The 19,437-nt window shown below is 74.6% G+C and carries 19 protein-coding genes; 12 read left to right on the top strand and 7 right to left on the bottom strand.

What is annotated here, in order from left to right; genetic code table 11:
- Nucleotides 1-203: 203 nt before the first annotated feature.
- Genes ACFZBX_RS15480 through ACFZBX_RS15490 form a run of 3 tightly spaced genes read right to left on the bottom strand, consistent with a single transcriptional unit; the run spans nucleotide 204 to nucleotide 3,669 of the window.
- Complete coding sequence (locus tag ACFZBX_RS15480) at nucleotides 204-2,438, bottom strand: FtsX-like permease family protein (RefSeq protein ID WP_391534265.1); 2,235 nt, start codon at nucleotides 2,436-2,438, stop codon at nucleotides 204-206.
- A complete protein-coding gene (locus ACFZBX_RS15485) occupies nucleotides 2,435-3,148 on the bottom strand; it encodes an ABC transporter ATP-binding protein (protein ID WP_391534266.1) in 714 nt (237 codons plus the stop codon). The genes ACFZBX_RS15480 and ACFZBX_RS15485 overlap by 4 nt, the downstream gene beginning before the upstream one ends.
- Entirely contained in the window at nucleotides 3,145-3,669 is a 525-nt protein-coding gene (locus ACFZBX_RS15490) for a PadR family transcriptional regulator (RefSeq protein ID WP_391534267.1), read from the bottom strand. Before ACFZBX_RS15490 ends, ACFZBX_RS15485 begins: the two co-directional genes overlap by 4 nt.
- Before the next feature lie 411 nt (nucleotides 3,670-4,080).
- Here ACFZBX_RS15490 and ACFZBX_RS15495 point away from each other — a divergent pair, with 411 nt between their 5' ends.
- Both ACFZBX_RS15495 and ACFZBX_RS15500 read left to right on the top strand, forming a co-directional pair.
- On the top strand, nucleotides 4,081-4,752 hold the full coding sequence (locus ACFZBX_RS15495; RefSeq protein WP_391534268.1) for a hypothetical protein: 672 nt from the start codon (nucleotides 4,081-4,083) through the stop codon (nucleotides 4,750-4,752).
- Between the two features lie 33 nt (nucleotides 4,753-4,785).
- Nucleotides 4,786-5,382, top strand: a complete 597-nt coding sequence (locus tag ACFZBX_RS15500; RefSeq protein ID WP_391534269.1) for a GNAT family N-acetyltransferase — start codon at nucleotides 4,786-4,788, stop codon at nucleotides 5,380-5,382.
- 225 nt (nucleotides 5,383-5,607) lie between these two features.
- Here ACFZBX_RS15500 and ACFZBX_RS15505 read toward each other — a convergent pair whose 3' ends face one another.
- The gene (locus ACFZBX_RS15505; protein ID WP_391534270.1) at nucleotides 5,608-6,309 is read right to left on the bottom strand and encodes a YoaK family protein; all 702 of its coding nucleotides are present in this window, start codon (nucleotides 6,307-6,309) and stop codon (nucleotides 5,608-5,610) included.
- 71 nt (nucleotides 6,310-6,380) lie between these two features.
- Nucleotides 6,381-8,213 (bottom strand): asparagine synthase (glutamine-hydrolyzing), encoded by a 1,833-nt coding sequence (gene asnB / locus ACFZBX_RS15510; protein WP_391534271.1) that lies wholly within the window; start codon nucleotides 8,211-8,213, stop codon nucleotides 6,381-6,383.
- A 239-nt stretch (nucleotides 8,214-8,452) separates the two neighbouring features.
- On the opposite strand from asnB, the gene ACFZBX_RS15515 reads away from it, so the two are divergent.
- From ACFZBX_RS15515 to ACFZBX_RS15545, 7 genes are all read left to right on the top strand, one after another.
- Nucleotides 8,453-8,824, top strand: a complete 372-nt coding sequence (locus tag ACFZBX_RS15515; protein ID WP_380760234.1) for a BlaI/MecI/CopY family transcriptional regulator — start codon at nucleotides 8,453-8,455, stop codon at nucleotides 8,822-8,824.
- Entirely contained in the window at nucleotides 8,821-9,717 is an 897-nt protein-coding gene (locus ACFZBX_RS15520; RefSeq protein WP_391534272.1) for a M56 family metallopeptidase, read from the top strand. Before ACFZBX_RS15515 ends, ACFZBX_RS15520 begins: the two co-directional genes overlap by 4 nt.
- A 49-nt stretch (nucleotides 9,718-9,766) precedes the next feature.
- A complete protein-coding gene (locus ACFZBX_RS15525; protein WP_391534273.1) occupies nucleotides 9,767-10,270 on the top strand; it encodes a metallophosphoesterase family protein in 504 nt (167 codons plus the stop codon).
- 146 nt (nucleotides 10,271-10,416) lie between these two features.
- On the top strand, nucleotides 10,417-10,914 hold the full coding sequence (locus tag ACFZBX_RS15530; RefSeq protein ID WP_391534274.1) for a hemerythrin domain-containing protein: 498 nt from the start codon (nucleotides 10,417-10,419) through the stop codon (nucleotides 10,912-10,914).
- A gap of 57 nt (nucleotides 10,915-10,971) precedes the next feature.
- Complete coding sequence (locus ACFZBX_RS15535; protein ID WP_391534275.1) at nucleotides 10,972-11,142, top strand: hypothetical protein; 171 nt, start codon at nucleotides 10,972-10,974, stop codon at nucleotides 11,140-11,142.
- Nucleotides 11,139-11,363, top strand: a complete 225-nt coding sequence (locus ACFZBX_RS15540; RefSeq protein ID WP_391534276.1) for a hypothetical protein — start codon at nucleotides 11,139-11,141, stop codon at nucleotides 11,361-11,363. Before ACFZBX_RS15535 ends, ACFZBX_RS15540 begins: the two co-directional genes overlap by 4 nt.
- Nucleotides 11,364-11,391: 28 nt before the next feature.
- Nucleotides 11,392-11,940 (top strand): hypothetical protein, encoded by a 549-nt coding sequence (locus ACFZBX_RS15545; protein ID WP_391534277.1) that lies wholly within the window; start codon nucleotides 11,392-11,394, stop codon nucleotides 11,938-11,940.
- Nucleotides 11,941-12,007: 67 nt separating this feature from the next.
- Here the strand turns inward: ACFZBX_RS15545 and ACFZBX_RS15550 are convergent, their stop codons facing one another.
- Nucleotides 12,008-13,036: an NlpC/P60 family protein gene (locus ACFZBX_RS15550; RefSeq protein ID WP_391534278.1), complete on the bottom strand. Its 1,029-nt coding sequence runs from the start codon at nucleotides 13,034-13,036 to the stop codon at nucleotides 12,008-12,010.
- 247 nt (nucleotides 13,037-13,283) lie between these two features.
- Between ACFZBX_RS15550 and ACFZBX_RS15555 the strand changes: the two genes are divergently transcribed.
- From ACFZBX_RS15555 to meaB, 3 genes are read left to right on the top strand one after another with little or no spacing between them, the layout of a single operon-like run.
- Complete coding sequence (locus ACFZBX_RS15555; RefSeq protein ID WP_391534279.1) at nucleotides 13,284-15,236, top strand: methylmalonyl-CoA mutase subunit beta; 1,953 nt, start codon at nucleotides 13,284-13,286, stop codon at nucleotides 15,234-15,236.
- The gene (scpA, locus tag ACFZBX_RS15560; RefSeq protein ID WP_391534280.1) at nucleotides 15,233-17,446 is read left to right on the top strand and encodes a methylmalonyl-CoA mutase; all 2,214 of its coding nucleotides are present in this window, start codon (nucleotides 15,233-15,235) and stop codon (nucleotides 17,444-17,446) included. The genes ACFZBX_RS15555 and scpA overlap by 4 nt, the downstream gene beginning before the upstream one ends.
- A 12-nt stretch (nucleotides 17,447-17,458) precedes the next feature.
- Entirely contained in the window at nucleotides 17,459-18,448 is a 990-nt protein-coding gene (gene meaB, locus ACFZBX_RS15565; protein WP_391534281.1) for a methylmalonyl Co-A mutase-associated GTPase MeaB, read from the top strand.
- 127 nt (nucleotides 18,449-18,575) lie between these two features.
- Here meaB and ACFZBX_RS15570 read toward each other — a convergent pair whose 3' ends face one another.
- Nucleotides 18,576-19,178, bottom strand: coding sequence for a superoxide dismutase (locus tag ACFZBX_RS15570; RefSeq protein WP_391534282.1), 603 nt, complete (start codon nucleotides 19,176-19,178; stop codon nucleotides 18,576-18,578).
- Between the last annotated feature and the right edge of the window lie 259 nt (nucleotides 19,179-19,437).

A 19,437-nucleotide genomic window follows, 5' to 3' on the forward strand; every position in this document is an offset into this window, starting at 1 on the left:
TTGCACATGTCACACAACTTGCGAAAGACCTTTGCATTGCTCCCCCCTCCACTCCAGAACGACCGAGGGGGATTGTGACGATCAGTCAGGAACCGTGCACGGACAATGAATTCGGCGGGTCCTGACCCGAACGTGCGCGAACCCCGCCTCCGGACTCCGGGGCGGGGTTCGTTCGGCGCGCCCGTTGCCGGGCCTGCGGGCGGTCAGCCGTTGCGGGCCGCCTCCGGACCGGTGATCCGCTTCAGCAGCGGAAGCGTGGAGGCGATGATCCCCAGCGACACCGCGAGCCCGAGCAGCACCAGCGCGAAGTACACCGCGCCCGGCGGGACCAGGTCGTAGTCCATCTGCGACTTGAGGAACATCGCCGCCGCGGCGAAGCCGGTCCCGGTCGCGATCGCCGCCACCACCAGCAGCGGCAGCGCGCTCTCCAGGGCGATCACCCGGCGCAGCAGGCCCAGCGGCGCCCCGGTGAGCCGGAGCATCGCGAACGCCCGGCGGCGGTCGGAGAGGCCGGCGACCACGCTGACCGCGAGGCTGCACCCGGCGATCGGCAGGGTGGTGAGCAGGACGACGTCGGCCAGTTGCCGCCAGCCCGCGAGTTCCTGCTGCTGCGCGGAGCCCCAGTCCTGGACCGTCCGGCCGTTCTGGTCGGGGAAGGCCCGGCCGAGGATGGTGCGGACCCGCTCCTTGGCGGCCGTCGACCCGTCCGTCGTCACGTAGACCGACTGCACCGGCAGCCGGGCGGCCTCCTCGGCGGTGATCGGCGCGCTCGGCCACCGGGTGGTCTCCTGGGACTTCAGGCTCAGGAAGCCGAACGGCCGGACGGCCGCCACGGCGGTTCCCGGGGCGCAGTGGCCGACCACCGGGACCTGCGCGAGTTCCGAGCAGACCGTCAGGTTGGGCGCCACCCGGTCGTGGGGCTCGGACCGGTCGCGCGCCAGGCCGTCCGGGTTGGCGTGGGCGATCGCGAGGCCGCGGAAGCCGGGGACGGCCCGCAGTTCGGCCAGGACCTGTTCCGGGACGGCGCCGGCCATCGGCGGACCGCCGACCGGCGCGCCGTGCTCGACGGCCGCCCGGGTCTGCGGGTCACCGCTGAGCGTGCCCCGGTTGGCGTCGATGGTGCCGATGACGGCGACCGTCGCGGTGGTGACGAACAGAGCCAGGACCAGTCCGGCCACCGAGCGGAACCCGGCCTTGGGGTCGTCGGCGAGCCGGCGCACCGCGATCAGGGTGGCCGGGCGGCTGGTCCGGGCGGCGACCGCGCGGGCCGCCGCCATGGTCAGCCAGGGGCCGGCCAGCACCAGGCCGAACATGATCACCAGGAAGCCGGTGAGGTAGGCGGCGGTCTGCCCGTTGGTGGTGGCGGGGCGGTGTCCGACGAACCAGGCGAGTTCGGCGAGGCCGGCCAGCAGCGGCGCCACCCGCCAGGCGGACGGCGGCCCGGGGGTGCTCCGGCGGCTGACGCCGAGCGGGGAGACGGTCACCCGGCGCAGCGCGAGCCCGGCGGCGACCGCGGCCGCGAGCGGGACGCCGAGCAGCACGGCGAGGGCCTGCGGCGCGGTGAGGGTGAGGTCCTCGGCGAAGAAGCGGTCCCCGGTGAACGGGACGGTCGCCACCAGCGGGCGCAGCAGCAGGAACACCGCGAAGCCGAGGGCGGTTCCGGCGACGGCGGCCAGGGTGGACTCGGCGGCCGCGATCAGCGTGATCTGCCGGGGTGTCGCGCCGACCAGGCGCATCGCGGCGTAGCGCTGTTCGCGGGCGGCGGCGGAGAGCCGGGTGGCGGTGCCGATGAAGACCACCACGGGGAAGAGCAGCGCCCCGGCGACCACCGAGAGGATCAGCGTCATGGCGTCGCCGCGGGTGCCGACGGCCGGGCAGTCGGCGGCGCAGGCCGGCGGGAGGGCGGTGGCGATGGTGGTGACCTCGCGGACGCCCGGCCGGGCGGCGAGGGCCTCCGGGTCGTGGCCGGCGACCAGGACGAGGGAGTCCGGGGAGGCGAGCGCCGCGTCGCCGATCTCGCCGGCGAGGCGGCCCGGGAAGCGGTCGGCCAGCTGGTCGGCGGGGCGTTCGCGGATCAGTTCGGCGAGGGCGGGCGAGGCGTAGTACTCGCCGGCCGCGGGCAGCCGGGTCAGTCCGGGCGGGACGGGCGAGGTGGGCCCGGTGGCGGCGACGTCGATCAGGAGGAGTCGTCGGCCGTCGTAGTACTCGGGGCCGTGGTCGCGCCACCGGAGCGGGTCGGCGTCGGCGGTCTCGGTGCGGCTCGCGGCGCCGCTGTTGGCCCAGAGCATCCGTTCGTTGGTGGCGCCGACGGCGTTGACGGCGGCGAGCGTGGAGAGCAGCAGGCCGACGCCGACGGCCGCGGCGGCGGCGATGGTGAGCAGCCGGGCGACGGCCGGCCGGCCGCCGCTGACGGCGAGGCGCAGGGCGAAGGCGATCATGAGGCGATCCGCTGCGCCGGAGCGCCGCCGGCCGGGTGGCCGGTGGAGAGCGTGCGGGCGCGGCCGTCGCGCACGACGGCCTCGCGGTCGGCGTAGGCGGCGACCCGGGGCTCGTGGGTGACCAGGACGACGGTGGTGCCCTGGTCGCGGGCGGCGGCGACCATGAGTTCCATCACCTGTTCGCCGGTGAGCGAGTCCAGGGCGCCGGTCGGCTCGTCGGCGAACAGGACCCGGGGGCGGGTCACCAGGCCGCGGGCGAGGGCGACCCGCTGGGCCTGGCCGCCCGACAGCTCGCCGGAGCGGCGGCGCTCCAGGCCGTCGAGGCCGAGCCGGGCGAACCAGGGGCGGGCGTCGGCGAGGGCGGCGGCGCGGCGGACGCCGCCGAGCAGCAGCGGCAGGGCGATGTTCTCCTCGGCGGTCAGTTCCGGGACCAGCTGGCCGAACTGGAACACGAAGCCGAAGCGGTCCCGCCGTAAGGCGCTGCGCCGGTTCTCGTCGAGGGTGTCGATCCGCTGCCCGTCGAAGAGCACCTCGCCCTTGTCGGGGACCAGGATGCCGGCCAGGCAGTGCAGCAGGGTGGACTTGCCGGAGCCGCTGGGGCCCATCACGGCGAGCACCTCGCCGGCGTCGGCGGCCAGGGAGGCGCCGCGCAGGGCGGGGGTCTCGCCGAAGGAGAGTTGGATGTCGCGGGCCTCGATCAGGGGGGTCATGCGCGTACCTCCGCGGCGAGGGCGTCGAGGCGGGCGCTGGTGAGGTCGATCCAGCGCAGGTCCGCCTCCAGGTGGAAGAGGCCGTGGTCGGCGAGCAGGGCGTCGACCAGCGGGCCGGTGCGGCGCAGTTCGGTGAGTTCGCGCATCCGGCGCAGGTGGGCGGCGCGCTGGGTGTCGAGGTAGGCCTCGGCGTCGCGGCCGAGCAGCAGGGCCAGCACGACCTTGGTGAAGAGCACGGACTGGAGGGTGGGTTCGGGCGCGACGGGCTCGGCGAGCCAGTGCTCGAACTCGGTCACGCCGGCCTCGGTGATGACGTAGCGCTTGCGCTCGGGTCCGTCGCCGGGCTCGGCCTCGCCGGCGACGACCTTTCCGTCGCGCGCCAGGCGGCCGAGGGTGGCGTAGACCTGACCGTACGGCAGGGGTTTGCCGCGTCCGAAGAGGGTGTCGTAGTCGCGCTTGAGGTCGTAGCCGTGGCTCGGCTCGCGCTCCAGCAGCCCGAGAAGGGTCAGGGGAACACTCATGGGAGGACCATACACCAGAGGTATACATCGAGTGTATAGCTGGCGAGAATACGGCCTTGACCTGGAGAAACGTGAATCCGGTCGCGATCGGGAACGCCGCGAGCGGGGGACGGCCCCAACTCCGTCCCCCGCTCTGCACGGCGGCCCGGCGAGCCCCCACAGCGGGCCGGGCCTCCGCGTCCCCGGCACGAGAACGCGGCCAGGGCCAAGCCTGCCCCCTCCGCCCCGCCGTGGCCGAGGGCCGAACGTCCCGGTCCCGCGCTCCGGTCAGGGCCGTAGGGCCCGGGTCCGGCGAGCCCGTAGGGCCCGGGTCCGGCGAGCCTTCCCGGCTCTTGTGCGAGGGGCCGGTGCCGGGAGAGATTTGGATCCGTCGGGGCCGAACCACGCCAACAGCCGTGAGGAGCACGCATCGTGTCCAGTTCACCCCGCTCGGCCCGAATCGCGCCCCTGTCCGAACGGGCCGGCCGCCACCTGCGCCGTGCCCTCCGCCGCCGCCGCAGCGTCCAGCGCGACGAACCGCTCTCCCGTCCCGTCGACCGGGCCCGCAGCCGGGCCTGGCTGATCGCCGGGCTCGCCCTGGTGGTCGGCCTGGCGGGCGTCGTGGCCGCCGCCGTGCTCGGCTACCGCGCCGCCGGGCGCACCGCCGAGGCCGAACGGGGCCGGCTGCACCGCACCGAGGCGCTGGTCCTCGACAAGGCCCCCGTCGAGGAACCCGGCGTCGGCCGCTGGAGCGGCGGCCACCAGAAGCGGACCGACACCTCGGTCGCCTGGACGAGCCCCGACGGCCTGGCCCGCACCGGCACCGTCGAGGCCCCGCGCAGCACGGTCACCGGCGCCACCGTCGTGCTGTGGCTCGACGAGAACGGCCTGCCCGCCACCGCCCCGGCCACCCCGGTCGGGCTGGCCGTGGGGGCCGTCTGCACGGGGCTGGCGGGCACGGCCACGCTGACCGCGCTGCTCGGCGGCGTGCTCGCGCTGCGGCTGCGCGTGCTGGACCGGCGGGCGGAGCGGGCCTGGGAACGGTCCTGGGCCCGCTGGGAGCCCCGCTGGTCCGGGCGCACCAGCCAGCCGCAGGACGACTGACCGCACATCACGACGCACTGACAGGGAGCACCGTTGTCCACCACCACCCGGTTCACCACCGCCCGGCTGACCGCCCGCCTCTGGGAGCACACCGACGCCGAGCGCGCGTACGACATGTACTCGCGTTGGGAGGTCGCGCGGTGGCTGGGCGCCACGCCCCGGGCGCTGGAGTCGCCCGCCGAGGCGCCGGCCGTGATCGACCGCTGGCGGCGGCGCTCGGCCGACCCCCGGTACGGGATCTGGGCGCTGGAGCGGCGGGACACCGGGGTGGTGGCCGGCTCGGTGATGCTGCTGCCGCTGCCACTGCCGGACGAGGACGGCAGCGGGAACGGCGGTAGCGGCGGGAACGGCGGTAGCGGCAACGGCGGCGGCGAGATCGAGGTCGGCTGGCACCTCCACCCCGACTCCTGGGGCCACGGCTACGCCACCGAGGCCGCCCGCGCCGCCCTCGCCAAGGGCTTCGCCGACGGCCTCACCGAGATCCACGCCGTCGTCCGCCCCGGCAACGACCGCTCCGCCGCCGTCTGCCGCCGCCTCGGCATGACCCCCCAGGGCCGCAGCACCCGCTGGTACGGCGTCGAACTCGACACCTTCCGCATCACCCGCCCCACCGGGAGCCCGAATATGTAGACCGGTCTACATTCCATCTCCCCCACCGGAGTGGAAAGTCGGCTCAGCCGACTTCCTGCTCCACCCAGCTCCCGGGCCGAACAGAATATGTAGACCGGTCCACCGATTTACCGCCGCCGAGGCGGCACCCGGAGTGGGAAGTCGGCCCAGCCGACTTCCCACTCCCGCGCGGGGCGGGAGCTGCGGGAATCAGTAGACCGGTCTGCACATTCTGCTGCCGGGCCGTCAGGGAGTGGGGTCGGCCCAGGGGGTAGTGGGGTGGCGGGAGGCGTGGTGGGTGAGGGCGGCGACGGTGAGGAGGAGGACGAGGGCGGCGGCCAGGGCGACCGGGACGGTGGCGTGCAGCACGAGGACGGCGCCGACCAGGGCACCCGCGAACATCCAGGCGGCGGAGGCGAACCGGCGGGCGCCGGTGCGGTCGGCGGCGAGGGCGGTGATCGTCATGGTCAGCACGGTCGTCGTCAGGTCCGGCACCTTGAGCGCGCGGACCACCGCGTTCTGCAGTCCCATCGCCGCCCCCAGCACGCCGATCAGCGTGTAGCGCACCGGGTCCGCCGTATGGCCGAAGGCCGCCGCGAAGGCGGTGCACGCCGCGAGCAGCACCGACTGCGCGGCGACCGTGGCGACCAGCAGCCGCCCCCGGTGGCCGGGGCCGCGCTCGGCGAGGCGGCCGCCCGCCAGCGCCCCCGCCAGGAAGGCGGCGAGGGCCGCGAGCGAGGCCGTCGCGGACAGCCCCGGCGCCCCGGCCAGCGCGAACCCGAGGAAGACCACGTTGCCGGTCATGTTGGCGACGAAGACGTGCCCGAGCGCGAGGTAGCTCACCGCGTCGACCAGTCCGGTGACCACGGTGAGCACCAGCAGCATCGGCACCAGCGGGCCGTGCCGGGGGTCGCCGTGCCGGGGGTCGCCGTGCATCCGGGTCAGCATCGCCGCCAGCCTAACCGGCCCGACAGCCCAACCGGCCCGCCGACCTCTCGGCCCGCCGGACCGACGGACGGTCAGAGGGCGAGCGCCGGGCGATGGTGGTCCAGCCAGAGCGCCAGGTCCACGACCCGCTCCAGCCGCAGCCGGTGCCCCCACTGCAGCTGGTCGGCCGGCGTGTCCAGGCCGACCTTGATCGCCGCCTCGTCGGCGATGTCGCGCACGTGCGGAGCGTCCAGCGCCTCGCGGGCGAGCCGCTGCAGGCCGCTGTTGTAGTCGGCGTGGTGGGTCGCGGGGTAGTGGTTCTTCGGCCGCCACAGCACCGACTCCGGGGCGATGCCCTGACCGGCCACGCGCAGCAGGCTCTTCTCCCGGCCGTCGTGGTTCTTCATCGCCCACGGCGCGTTGAACGCGTACTCGACCAGCCGGTGGTCGCAGTACGGCACCCGCACCTCCAGGCCCTGGGCCATCGAGAGCCGGTCCTTGCGGTGCAGCAGCTGGCGCAGCCAGCGGGTCAGCGACAGGTGCTGCATCTCGCGCTGGCGGTGCTCGGCCGGGCTCTCGCCGTCGGTGTGCGGGACGGCGGCCAGCGAGCCGCGGTAGGTGTCGGCGCGGAACTCGGGGATCCGCAGGTGGGCGGCGAGCTCCGGGTTGATCGGCATGGCCGCGTCGTCCCCGGTGACGAGCAGCCAGGGGAAGGTCTGCGCGGCGAGGGCCTTGGGGTTGTGGAACCACGGGTAGCCGCCGAACACCTCGTCGGCAGCCTCGCCGGAGAGCGCGACCGTGGAGTGCTTGCGGATCTCGCCGAACAGCAGGTAGAGCGAGGTGTCCATGTCGCCGACGCCGATCGGCGAGTCCCGGGAGACGACGACGGCGCGGCGGTTCTCCATGTCCAGCAGGGTGCGCGGGTCGAGCACCACGGTGGAGTGGTCGCTGCCGATGAAGGCGCCGGCCTCGGCGGCGTACGGGGTGTCGTGGCCGGTGCGCAGCACGTCGCCGGTGAACTGCTCGGCCTGGTCGCTGTAGTCGACGGCGTAGGAGCGCAGCTTGGCCTGCGGGCCATCCTGGAGGCGCAGTTCGTCGGCGACCAGGGCGGTGACGATGGTGGAGTCGAGGCCGCCGGAGAGCAGGCTGCAGAGCGGGACGTCCGCCTCCAGCTGGGCCCTGGCGGCGCGGTTGACCAGCTCGGAGACCCGCTCCTTGGTGGCGTCCAGGTCCTCGGTGTGCGGGCGGGCGGTGAGTTCCCAGTAGCGGCGCTCGCGGACGCCCGAGCGGTCGAGGACCAGCAGGCCACCGGGGTGGACCTCGCGGACGCCGGACCAGACCGTGGGGCCGGTGTTGAAGAGCAGGCTGTAGGCCTCTCGCAGGCCGTCGGCGTCGACGACGGGGGCGACGCCGGGGTGGGCGAACAGCGCCTTGGGCTCGGAGCCGAAGACCAGGCCGCCGTCGGTCTCGGCCCAGTGGAGCGGCTTGACGCCGAGCCGGTCGCGCACCAGCAGCAGGCGCTGCTCGCGCTCGTCCCAGACGGCGAAGGCGTACATGCCCTCCAGCCGGTCGACCAGGGCGTCGCCCCACTCCTGGTAGGCGCGCAGCACCACCTCGGTGTCGCTGCGGGTCTCGAACCGGTGGCCCCTGGCGCGCAGCTCGGCGCGCAGTTGGTGGTGGTTGTAGACCTCGCCGCTGTAGGTGAGGACGGCGCCCGGCTCCTCGCGGCGGTCGGGCATGGGCTGGGCGCCGCCCTCGATGTCGATGACGGCCAGGCGCCGGTGGCCGAGGGCTGCGTGGCGGCCGAGCCAGACGCCGCCGGCGTCGGGGCCGCGCAGGGCCATGGTGGCGGTCATCGCCTCGATGACGGGGGCGCTTTGTCGGACGTCCTGGTGGAAGGACACCCAGCCGGTGATACCGCACATGCGCGGACACTCCTTGGACGAGCGGACGAATTGACGAACGGACGATCGGATCAGTCGGACGGGCGGGGGCGGCGGTTCCACCGATTCGTACACCTCTCCTGCGACGGCCCGCCGGGCGTCGCCGGACCCGGCCGGCGGCGCGCACGCCACCCGGCCGCCACCCGGCGCGCGCCGCCGTACGATGGGCGGCGGTCCGGCGACGGCCGGGGCGGCGGGACGGCAGAGGAGCGGAACGGGTGCTGCGCGGATTCGGCGATCTGGAGGCCGAGATCATGGACCGGCTCTGGTCCTGGGGCCGCCCGGCCACGGTCCGCGAGGTCGTCGACGACCTGCGCGAGCAGCGCCCCGTCGCGTACACCACCGTCAACACGGTCGCCGACATCCTGCACACCAAGGGCTGGCTGCGGCGCGAGAAGGTCGGCCGCGCCTGGGTGTACCGGCCGACCTGCACCCGCGAGTCCTACACCGCGCAGCTGATGCACCAGGCGCTGGAGACCACCTCCGACCGGGCCGGGGCGCTGCTGCACTTCGTCGACCGGATCAGCGGCGACGAGGCGACGGCGCTGCTCGCCGCCCTGGAGCAGGTCAAGGCCCGGGACGACGCCCGGTGACCCTGGCCCTGCTCACCCTCCACCTGCTCCTGGTCGGCGTCCTGCTCCCCCGGCGGCTGGCGGGCTCGCGGCGGCTCCAGGCCCGCCCGGTGCTCGGCACCGCCGTCTGGCTCGCGCTGATGGCCTCCTTCGGCACCGGGGTGCTGCTCGCCGCGCACCACCTGCTCGTCCCGCTCGGGCACGAGCCGGCCGGGCTGGCCGGGCTGCTGCCGCACATCGAGCCGCACCTCGGCCCGCCCGCTTCCGCCGCACCGCACGCCTCCGGCTGGTGGGTCCCGGCCGCCGCGGGCGGGGCCGTCGTGGCGGTGGCGGCGGTGCTGGCCGCCCGGGCCGCCCGGACGCGGCGGCGCCACCGGGCGGCGCTGGACCTGGTGGCCGCCCCGGATCGTCGGCGCCGGCTGCTGGTCCTGGACGACGCGCGGCCCGCCGTCTACTGCCTGCCCGGCCGCCGGGCCCGGGTGGTGGTCACCCGCGGCGCCCTGGACCTGCTGGACGAGCCCCGGCTCGCCGCGGCCGTCGCCCACGAGCACGGTCATCTGAGGGGGCGCCACCACCTGGTGCTGCTCGCGGTGGACACCTTCGCGCTGCTCGTCGGCCGCCGGCTGCCGCTGGCCGGCCTCGGGCGGGCGGAGGTGGCGCTGCTGCTGGAGATGGCGGCCGACGACGCCGCGCTCGCCCGGGTGACCCGCGCCGATCTGGCGGGCGCCCTGTACGCGCTGGCCACCGCCGCGCCCGGCGCCGGGCCGGGCACGCTCGCCGCCGCGTCCACCGGCGTGCTCGCCCGCGTCCAGCGCCTCGCCCGCACCCCCGCGCCGCCGGCCCGCGCCTACCGCCTGGCCGCCGTCGCCACCCCGCTCCTCCCCTACCTCCTCGCCTGCGCCCCGCACCCGTAGCACCCCGCCCCGCCGCCCACTCCCCCGTCCGCCACCTGCCGGAGCCCGGATGCGCCTGCTGATCACCTCGGACACCCATGTGCCGCCGCGCGCCCGGCGGTTGCCCGCACCACTGCTCGCCGCCGTGGACGAGGCCGACGTGGTGTTCCACGCCGGCGACTGGGTCGACACCGCCACCCTCGACCTGCTGCTGGCGCGGTCCGCGCGGCTGGTCGCCGTCCACGGCAACAACGACGGGCCCGGGCTGCGCGAGCGCCTCCCCGAGGTCGCGCGGGCGGAACTCCAGGGCCTGCGCTTCGCCGTGGTGCACGAGACCGGCCCGGCGCGGGGCCGCGAACAGCGCTGCGAGGCACGCTTCCCCGACACCGACGTGCTGGTCTTCGGCCACAGCCACATCCCCTGGGACAGCACCGCGCCCGGCGGCCTGCGCCTGCTCAACCCCGGCTCGCCCACGGACCGCCGCCGCCGGCCCTTCGCCACCTACCTGACCGCCCGGGTGGACGACGGCCGCCTCGCCGACGTCCACCTCCACCGGCTGCCGCCCCGCTCCTGACCGGCGCCGCGCATCCGCCCGTCCGCGTATCCGCCCGGCCGGGCTTGCCGGATCGCCGCCCGGCGTGATCGGATCGCAGGGCATCGCGTGCCGGTGGCGGACCGCGCCAGGCATGGAGGTGCGGAACCCGAAAGGGACGGCCGGTCATGGCTTCCCACGACGGCGACCGCGCGGTCGCCCTCAGCATCCAACTCTCCCGGGTCCACCGGGACCTGCGCCGCCGGATCGACGGACTGCGGTCCGCTCCCGGCCCCCACCGGCCGGACGACGAGACGCTCGCCGTCCACTGCCTGGCCTTCTGCCAGGCCCTGACCGACCACCACCAGGGCGAGGACGAGGGGCTGTTCGCCCAACTGGTGCGCGAACGCCCCGCGCTCGCGCCGACGGTCGCCAAGCTCGTCGAGGACCACGGGCTGATCTCCTCGATCCTGGCCCGGGTGCGCGAACTCGCCCTCGGAGCCGACGGATCACCCGGTGCCGAGCACGATCCCGTCCGGCAAGAACTCGTCCGACGGGAGCTGGACGGCCTCGCGGCGATCATGGACTCCCACTTCCGCTACGAGGAACGGGTGCTCGGCGAGGCGCTGGACGCGACGACACCGGCCGACGACTGGCCCAGCAGGGTCTTCCATCCGTTTACCTAACCATCTTTGACGTGTTTAATGGTTAGCGCGAGCAGGCCGACCCCACGGAGGACCTTCATGCCCCGCATCCCCCGACCGATCCCGGACACCGCCGGGGAGCGGGCCGAGCCGGTGCGGGGCCGCGGCCACCCGACCGAGGAGTCGCTGGACGCGGCCCGCCCGGCCGCGGTCACCGGCACCGGCGCCGACCCGGACTTCCCCGCGGCGGACCTGGCGGTGAACCGGTGAACCGGGGACTGGACTGGCGCGAGGACGCCGCCGTCGAGCTGCGGCCCGGCTACGCCCTGCTGGACGGCGAGGGCACGGCCCGTACGCACCTCACGGGCGTCCGGCTGGCGATCGAGGGCGGCTTCGTGCACGTCGCCGTCCCGGGCGCGGCCACCGTCCAGGTGGTCTCCGCCCCGGCGGTCGCCCGCCTCGACTACCCGGCCCCCGGTCCCGCCGAGTAGCGCCCGCCCGCGTGGGTAGCCGCGCGGCATGGACGTGACGCACCTGACCCGGCCACGCGCCGGAGAACCCACCCGTACACCCGGGGGCGGGGCGCCGGACCGCCGGTGGCTCGGGATCTACCTCAACGACCACCTGGCGGGCGCGACGGCGGGGCTGGCCCTGTGCCGCCGGGCCGCCCGGGCCCACCGGGGGGACCCGCTCGGCCCGGTCCTGCACCGGCTGTCCCTGGAGATCGCCGAGGACCGCCGTTCTCTGCTCGCCCTGATCCGCCGCCTCGGCCTGCCGGTGCAGCGGCACAAGGCCACCATGGCCTGGCTGGGCGAGAAGGCCGGCCGCCTCAAGCTCAACGGCCGTCTCCTGCGCCGCTCGCCACTGAGCGACGTCCTGGAGCTGGAGGCCCTCGGCCTGGGAATCCAGGGCAAAACCATGCTCTGGCGCACCCTGCTGCGAATCACCGACCACCACCCCACCCCCCTCGACCCCGACCACCTCCACCACCTCACCGAGCGCGCGACCCGCCAGTCCGACGAGGTCGACGCCCTGCGCGGCACCGCCGCCCTCGCGGTCCTCTCCTGAACCCTGGACCCTGACCGGGGACCCCTCGGGCCGCTGACCCCGAGCGCCTTCGGGACGGCCCCGCGGGTCAGGGGCGGACGGCGCCCACGTAGGGCATGGCGTCGATCGGGAGGATCTCGACGTTCTTGCCGGTGCGCGGGGCGTGGATCATCTTTCCGTCGCCGATGTAGAGACCGACGTGGTGCAGGTCGGCGTAGAAGAAGACCAGGTCGCCGGGCTGGAGGTCGGTACGGGCGATGCGGGCGCCGGCCTTCCACTGGTCCTGGGAGACGCGCGGGAGCTTCACTCCGGCGGCCCGGTAGGCGGCGCCGGTGAGGCCGGAGCAGTCGTAGCCGGAGGGGCCGGTGGCGCCCCAGACGTAGGGCTTGCCGAGCTGGGCGTAGGCGAACTGGACGATGGTGGCAGCCCGGCCGGTGGCGGGGCCGGTGAAGGCGGGGCGCTCGGCGGCGGAGCGGGAGGCGCGGGTGGCGGCGGCCTCCTGGGCGTTGACCTTGGCGCGGTCGGCGGCGCTCAGCTTGTTGAGCAGCGCCTGCGCCTTGGCCAGCTTGTCCTGGACCGCCTTCTTCTCCGCCGCCAGCGCGGCGCCGGCCTCGTCGAGCCGGGCGAGGGTGGCGGTGGCCTCGGCGCGGTCCTGGTCGAGGCGGCGCTGCTCGTCGAGGGCCCGGCGCAGCAGCGCCGCCTGGGCGTCGACGACCTGGTTCTGCGCACCGGCCCGGGCCAGGTAACTGCCCGGGTCGGAGTCGAGCATCAGCTGGACGGACGGGTCGATGCCGCCGTTGCGGTACTGCTCGGCCGCGATGCCGCCGAGCCGGGTGCGAAGTTCGTTCATCGCCTCCTGGCCGCGGGCCACCTTCTCCTGGATGCGGTTGGCCTCGCCCTGGAGGGTCTGCTGCTTCTCCTGGAAGCCGTTGTAGCGCTCGATCGACTGCTCGGCCTCCTCGTTGAGCTGGTCGACCTGCTCCTTGACGGAGGCCAGGCTCGGCGCGGGCTCGGCCTGCGCCGGTCCTGCGGCGAGGACGGCGCCGCCCGCCATCGCGGTGGTGACGACCGCCAGGCGGGCCCGGCCGGGCGGGCTGGGCTTGCGGCGTTTTCCCATGGCGGCTGACTCCTCGGAGGCGGGGGAGGGCGAGGGCGGGCGAACACGGACAGGGGGTGCTCCGGGGAGAGCCGCCCCGCCGTCCGCGTTCTTCTAAGTAAGTTAATAGATGACGGCCGCCGTTCCGCAAGCCGCCCACCGCGCGCCGCCCACCGCACACCGTTGCTGCAACAGAGTGCAAAGCGAGGGCAAGGTCACACCGTCCGCCTCTCCTGCGCCCCCGTTCACTGGCGCTACCCTGCGGGGCATGACGGTCCCGCCCGAAGGGCTTCCCCTGGCCGCCGAGTTCCCGGCCGCCCACCGCGAGCAGTGGCAGACCCTCGTCGAGGGTGTGCTGCGCAAGTCGGGGGCGCAGCCCGAGGACGGCGCAGCGGCCGAACGCGCGCTCAGCACCGCACTCCAGGACGGGCTGCGCGCCCGCCCGCTGTACACCGCCGAGGACGCCCCGGCCGACCCGGGCCTCCCCGGCTTCCCGCCGTTCGTCCGCGGCGCCCGTCCGCAGGGCGCCTCGGTCGCGGGCTGGGACGTCCGCCAGCGGCACGGCGACCCCGACCCGCGCCGCACCAACGAGGCGGTGCTGGCCGACCTGGAGCACGGCGGCGGCTCGCTCTGGCTGGAGCTGGGCGGCGAGGGCCTGCCGGTCACCGCCCTGGGCGAGGCGCTCACCGGCGTCTACCTGGACCTGGCCGGGGTGGTGCTCGACGCGGGCGCCGAATTCCCCGAGGCCGCCGCCCGGTTGTTCAAGCTCTACCAGGAGCGCGAGGTCTCCCCCGGCTCCGCCTCCGGCACCCTGGGCGCCGACCCGCTGGGCCTCCAGGCCCGCACCGGCGACGCCGCGCGCACCACGGCGCTGCTCACCGAGGCCGCCGCGCTCGCGGCCCGCTGCGCCGAGGACTTCCCGGGCCTGCGCGCGGTGGCCGTCGACGCGCTGCCGTACCACGAAGCGGGCGGCTCGCCCGCGCAGGAGCTGGGCGCCTCGCTGGCCGCCGGCGTCGCCTACCTGCGCGCGCTGACCGGGGCCGGGCTGTCGGTGGACGCCGCGCTCGGCCAGTTGGAGTTCCGCTACGCCGCGGACGCCGACCAGTTCCTGACGATCGCCAAGTTCCGTGCCGCGCGCCGCCTGTGGGCCCGGGTGGCCGAGGCCTGCGGCGCCTCCCCGGCCGCCTCGGCGCAGCGCCAGCACGCCGTCACCTCCGCGGTGATGATGACCGCCCGCGACCCGTGGGTGAACATGCTCCGCACCACGATCGCCTGCCTGGCCGCCGGGGTCGGCGGCGCCGACGCGGTGACCGTGCTGCCGTTCGACGCCGCGCTCGGCCTGCCGGACGCCTTCGCCCGCCGGATCGCCCGCAACACCCAGGCGATCCTGCTGGAGGAGTCCCACCTGGCCCGGGTGGTCGACCCGGCCGGCGGCTCCTGGTACGTGGAGCGGCTGACCGACGAGCTGGCGCACGCCGCCTGGGCGTGGTTCCAGGAGATCGAGGGGGCCGGCGGACTGGCCGCCGCGCTGGAGTCGGGCCTGGTCGGCGAGCGGATCGCGGCCACCTGGGCGGAGCGCTCGGTGCGGCTCGCCAAGCGGCGCGAACCGGTCACCGGCGTCAGCGAGTTCCCGAACCTGGGCGAGCAGGCGCTGGTCCGCGAGCCGGCCCCGGCCGGCCCCGGCGGCGGGCTGCCGAAGGTGCGCCGCGCCGAGGCCTTCGAGGCGCTGCGCGACCGCTCGGACGCGCGCCTGGCGGCCACCGGCGCGCGGCCGGCGCTGTTCCTGGCGTCGATCGGCACCGCCGCCGCGCACACCGCGCGCACCACCTTCGCCGCCAACCTGTTCCAGGCCGGCGGGATCGCCACCACCGCGCACGAGGGCACCGAACCGGCGGCGTTCGCCGAGGCGTTCGCGGCGAGCGGCGCCGAGGTGGCCTGCCTCTGCTCCAGCGACGCCCTGTACGAGGAGCACGCCGAGGCGGTCGCCGCCGCGCTCGGGGCGGCCGGCGCGCGCCGGGTGCTGCTGGCCGGCCGGCCGGGCGCGACGCCGCCGGCCGGTGTGGACGGGTTCGTCTTCGCCGGCGGCGACGCGGTCGCCGTCCTGACCTCCCTGCTCGACCAGTTGGACCAGCCGGACCAGCCGGTCCGGCCCGACGAGACCGACGAGACCAACCGGCCCGACGAGACCGGCCAGACCGACCAGACCGGAGTCGCCCGATGATCCCCGACTTCACCACGATCGGTCTGGACGCCGACGGCGCGGCCGCCCCGGCGGGCGTCACCGACGGCCAGTGGCGCGCCGCCTGGCGCCAGGCCACCGGCAAGGACGTCGACGAGCAGCTCTGGGACACCCCCGAGGGCATCGGCGTCAAACCGCTGTACACCGCCGGGGACCTCGCCGGCCTGGACTTCCTGGGCACCTACCCAGGCATCGCCCCCTACCTGCGCGGCCCGTACCCGACGATGTACGTCAACCAGCCGTGGACGGTGCGCCAGTACGCGGGCTTCTCCACCGCCGAGGAGTCCAACGCCTTCTACCGCCGCAACCTGGCGGCCGGTCAGAAGGGCCTGTCGGTCGCCTTCGACCTGCCGACCCACCGCGGCTACGACAGCGACCACCCGCGCGTCACCGGCGACGTCGGCATGGCGGGCGTGGCCATCGACTCGATCTACGACATGCGCCAGCTGTTCGACGGCATCCCGCTGGACCGGATGTCGGTGTCGATGACGATGAACGGCGCGGTGCTGCCCGTCCTCGCGCTGTACATCGTGGCGGCCGAGGAGCAGGGCGTGCCGCCCGAGAAGCTGGCCGGGACCATCCAGAACGACATCCTCAAGGAGTTCATGGTCCGCAACACGTACATCTACCCGCCGCAGCCGTCGATGCGGATCATCTCGGACATCTTCGCGTACACCTCGCAGAAGATGCCCCGGTACAACTCGATCTCCATCTCCGGCTACCACATCCAGGAGGCCGGGGCCACCGCGGACCTGGAGCTGGCCTACACCCTGGCCGACGGCGTGGAGTACCTGCGGGCCGGGCTGGACGTCGGGCTGGACGTGGACGCCTTCGCGCCGCGCCTGTCGTTCTTCTGGGCGATCGGCATGAACTTCTTCATGGAGGTCGCCAAGCTGCGCGCGGCCCGGCTGCTGTGGGCCAAGCTGGTCAAGCAGTTCGACCCGAAGAACGCCAAGTCGCTGTCGCTTCGCACCCATTCCCAGACCTCCGGCTGGTCGCTCACCGCACAGGACGTCTTCAACAACGTCACCCGCACCTGCGTGGAGGCGATGGCCGCCACCCAGGGCCACACCCAGTCGCTGCACACCAACGCGCTGGACGAGGCGCTGGCGCTGCCGACCGACTTCTCCGCCCGGATCGCCCGCAACACCCAGTTGCTGCTCCAGCAGGAGTCCGGCACCTGCCGGGTCATCGACCCGTGGGGCGGCTCGGCGTACGTCGAGAAGCTGACCAACGACCTGGCGAACCGCGCCTGGCAGCACATCCAGGAGGTCGAGGCGGCCGGCGGCATGGCCAAGGCCATCGACGCGGGCATCCCCAAGCTGCGCGTCGAGGAGGCCGCCGCCCGCACCCAGGCGCGGATCGACTCCGGCCGCCAGCCGGTGATCGGCGTCAACAAGTACCGGGTGGAGAGCGACGAGCAGATCGAGGTCCTCAAGGTCGACAACTCCTCGGTGCGCGCCCGCCAGATCGAGAAGCTGCGCCGGCTGCGCGAGGAGCGCGACGAGGCCGCCACCCGCTCGGCGCTGGAGGCGCTGACCCGGGCCGCCGGGGCCGGGCCCTCGCGCGGCGGTTCGCTGGACGGCAACCTGCTGCACCTGGCGGTGAACGCGGCCCGCGCCAAGGCCACCGTCGGCGAGATCTCCGACGCCCTGGAGAAGGTGTACGGCCGCCACTCCGGCCAGATCCGTACCATCTCGGGTGTGTACCGAGACGAAGCGGGCCCCTCGGCCCCCCTCCAGCGCACCCGGGACCTGGTCGAGCGGTTCGAGCAGGCCGAGGGCCGCCGTCCGCGCATCCTGGTCGCCAAGATGGGCCAGGACGGCCACGACCGCGGCCAGAAGGTGATCGCCACCGCCTTCGCCGACCTGGGCTTCACGGTGGACGTCGGCCCGCTGTTCCAGACCCCGGCCGAGGTGGCGCGCCAGGCCGTCGAGGCGGACGTGCACATCGTCGGCGTCTCCTCGCTGGCCGCCGGCCACCTCACCCTGGTGCCCGCGCTGCGCGCCGAACTGGCCGAGGCGGGCCGGGAGGACATCACCATCGTGGTCGGCGGGGTGATCCCCCCGCAGGACTTCGACGCGCTGTACGAGGCGGGCGCCGCGGCGGTCTTCCCGCCCGGCACGGTGATCCCGGAGGCCGCCTACGACCTGCTGAAGTCGCTCGCCGCCGATCTCGGCCACGAGCTCTGAGGCGCTGAGCGGATGGCGCCCCGGACGATCGACCTCGACAGCTACGCGACGGGCGTGCGGGAGGGCTCGCGCGCGTACATCGCGCGGGCCATCACCCTCGTGGAGTCCATCCGGCCGGACCACCGCGCGCTGGCGCAGCAGTTGCTGACGCGGCTGCTGCCGCACGCGGGCGGGGCGGTGCGGGTGGGCATCACGGGGGTGCCCGGTGTCGGCAAGTCGACTTTCATCGACGCCTTCGGCACCATGCTCACCGGGCTCGGGCACAAGGTCGCGGTGCTGGCCGTCGACCCGACGTCCAGCCGCACCGGCGGTTCGATCCTGGGCGACAAGACCCGGATGGAGCGCCTCGCGGTCGACCCGAACGCGTTCGTGCGCCCCTCCCCCACCTCCGGCACGCTCGGCGGGGTGGCCAAGGCCACCCGGGAGTCGATGCTGGTGATGGAGGCCGCCGGCTACGACGTGGTGCTGGTGGAGACGGTGGGTGTCGGTCAGTCGGAGACCACGGTGGCCGGCATGGTGGACTCCTTCCTGCTGCTGTCGCTGGCCCGCACCGGCGACCAGCTGCAGGGCATCAAGAAGGGCGTGCTGGAGCTCGCCGACGTCATCGCGGTCAACAAGGCGGACGGCCCGCACGAGACCGACGCCAAGGCCGCCGCCCGGGAGCTCGCGGGCGCGCTGCGGCTGCTCCAGGCCCCGGACGCGCCGTGGACGCCGCCGGTGCTGACCTGCTCGGGGCGCGACGGCGGCGGTCTGGACACCGTCTGGGAGCGGCTCCAGCAGCACCGCAAGGTGCTCGACGCGACCGGCGCGCTGGCCGCCAAGCGTCGCGACCAGCAGGTGGAGTGGACCTGGGCGATGGTGCACGACCAGCTGCTCGCCCGCCTCCACGCCCACCCCGAGGTGGGGCGGCTGGTCCCGGAGCTGGAGCGCCGGGTGCGCGACGGCGAGCTGACCGCGACGCTCGCGGCGGACCGCATCCTGGACGCCTTCGGCCTGCCGTAGGGCGGCCTGGCCCCGGAGGATCCGAACGGACGAGAGGGCCCCCGGCCGGTGCACACCGGCCGGGGGCCCTCCGCTACCTGCCCTGCCCTGGGTCAGGTGTGTGCGGGCGCTTCACCCCGGGGAGGGGTCAGGCGCTCTTGGCCGCCGCGAAGCGGGTCGAGACGTCCTGCCAGTTGACGACGTCCCACAGGCGGGTGACGTAGTCCGGGCGGACGTTGCGGTACTGCAGGTAGTAGGCGTGCTCCCAGGCGTCGAAGGCGAGCAGCGGGGTGGTGCCCTGGCCGACGTTGCCGTGGTGGTCGTAGACCTGCTCGACGATCAGGCGCTTGGCGAGCGGCTCCCAGGAGAGGATGCCCCAGCCCGAGCCCTGGACGCCGGTGGTGGCGTTGGTGAGCTGCTTCTTGAAGGCCTCGAAGCTGCCGAAGTGCTCGGTGATGGCGTCGGCGAGCTCGCCCTCGGGGCGGTCGCCGCCCTCCGGGGAGAGGTTCTGCCAGAACAGCGAGTGCAGCACGTGGCCGGAGAGGTGGAAGGCGAAGGTCTTCTGCAGGCCGACCAGACCGCCGAACTGCTCCTTGTCACGCGCCTCGGCCAGCTGCTCCAGGGTGTCGTTGGCGCCCTTGACGTACGCGGCGTGGTGCTTGGAGTGGTGCAGCTCCAGGATTTCCGCGGACATCGCGCGCTCCAGCGCGGAGTAGTCGTACGGCAGGTCGGGAAGCGAGTAGGTGCCCATCAGGACACGGCCCCTTTCGGCGAGTTCAAACGATGACGATCGTGCCGGGTCAACACTATTGCGTATCAGTTGCAAGAACGCACAAGGGGCTCCTGCATATTCCTCATGCCGTGTCGGGCACAATGGTCAGCGACCTTTGTAAGCACCGACCATGGTGATTGACCATAACCGACACGCCGGTGGTGCCAGGCGTTGACCGAGCGGCGCCGCGCCTCCGGCCGGGAACGCGGCGCCGCCGCCGCCGCTGCGGCTGCGGCTG

Source organism: Kitasatospora sp. NPDC008115 (assembly GCF_042957205.1).
Taxonomy (GTDB): Bacteria; Actinomycetota; Actinomycetes; order Streptomycetales; family Streptomycetaceae; genus Kitasatospora.

What these genes read in the sequence shown, in the direction of transcription:
- ACFZBX_RS15570 (WP_391534282.1), bottom strand. Translation starts at nt 19,178, where the DNA reads ATGGGCACCTACTCGCTTCCCGACCTGCCGTACGACTACTCCGCGCTG.
- ACFZBX_RS15490 (WP_391534267.1), bottom strand. Translation starts at nt 3,669, where the DNA reads ATGAGTGTTCCCCTGACCCTTCTCGGGCTGCTGGAGCGCGAGCCGAGC.
- ACFZBX_RS15545 (WP_391534277.1), top strand. Translation starts at nt 11,392, where the DNA reads ATGGACGTGACGCACCTGACCCGGCCACGCGCCGGAGAACCCACCCGT.
- ACFZBX_RS15485 (WP_391534266.1), bottom strand. Translation starts at nt 3,148, where the DNA reads ATGACCCCCCTGATCGAGGCCCGCGACATCCAACTCTCCTTCGGCGAG.
- ACFZBX_RS15525 (WP_391534273.1), top strand. Translation starts at nt 9,767, where the DNA reads ATGCGCCTGCTGATCACCTCGGACACCCATGTGCCGCCGCGCGCCCGG.
- ACFZBX_RS15535 (WP_391534275.1), top strand. Translation starts at nt 10,972, where the DNA reads ATGCCCCGCATCCCCCGACCGATCCCGGACACCGCCGGGGAGCGGGCC.
- ACFZBX_RS15530 (WP_391534274.1), top strand. Translation starts at nt 10,417, where the DNA reads ATGGCTTCCCACGACGGCGACCGCGCGGTCGCCCTCAGCATCCAACTC.
- ACFZBX_RS15550 (WP_391534278.1), bottom strand. Translation starts at nt 13,036, where the DNA reads ATGGGAAAACGCCGCAAGCCCAGCCCGCCCGGCCGGGCCCGCCTGGCG.
- meaB (WP_391534281.1), top strand. Translation starts at nt 17,459, where the DNA reads ATGGCGCCCCGGACGATCGACCTCGACAGCTACGCGACGGGCGTGCGG.
- ACFZBX_RS15555 (WP_391534279.1), top strand. Translation starts at nt 13,284, where the DNA reads ATGACGGTCCCGCCCGAAGGGCTTCCCCTGGCCGCCGAGTTCCCGGCC.
- ACFZBX_RS15480 (WP_391534265.1), bottom strand. Translation starts at nt 2,438, where the DNA reads ATGATCGCCTTCGCCCTGCGCCTCGCCGTCAGCGGCGGCCGGCCGGCC.
- ACFZBX_RS15505 (WP_391534270.1), bottom strand. Translation starts at nt 6,309, where the DNA reads ATGCTGACCCGGATGCACGGCGACCCCCGGCACGGCGACCCCCGGCAC.
- scpA (WP_391534280.1), top strand. Translation starts at nt 15,233, where the DNA reads ATGATCCCCGACTTCACCACGATCGGTCTGGACGCCGACGGCGCGGCC.
- asnB (WP_391534271.1), bottom strand. Translation starts at nt 8,213, where the DNA reads ATGTGCGGTATCACCGGCTGGGTGTCCTTCCACCAGGACGTCCGACAA.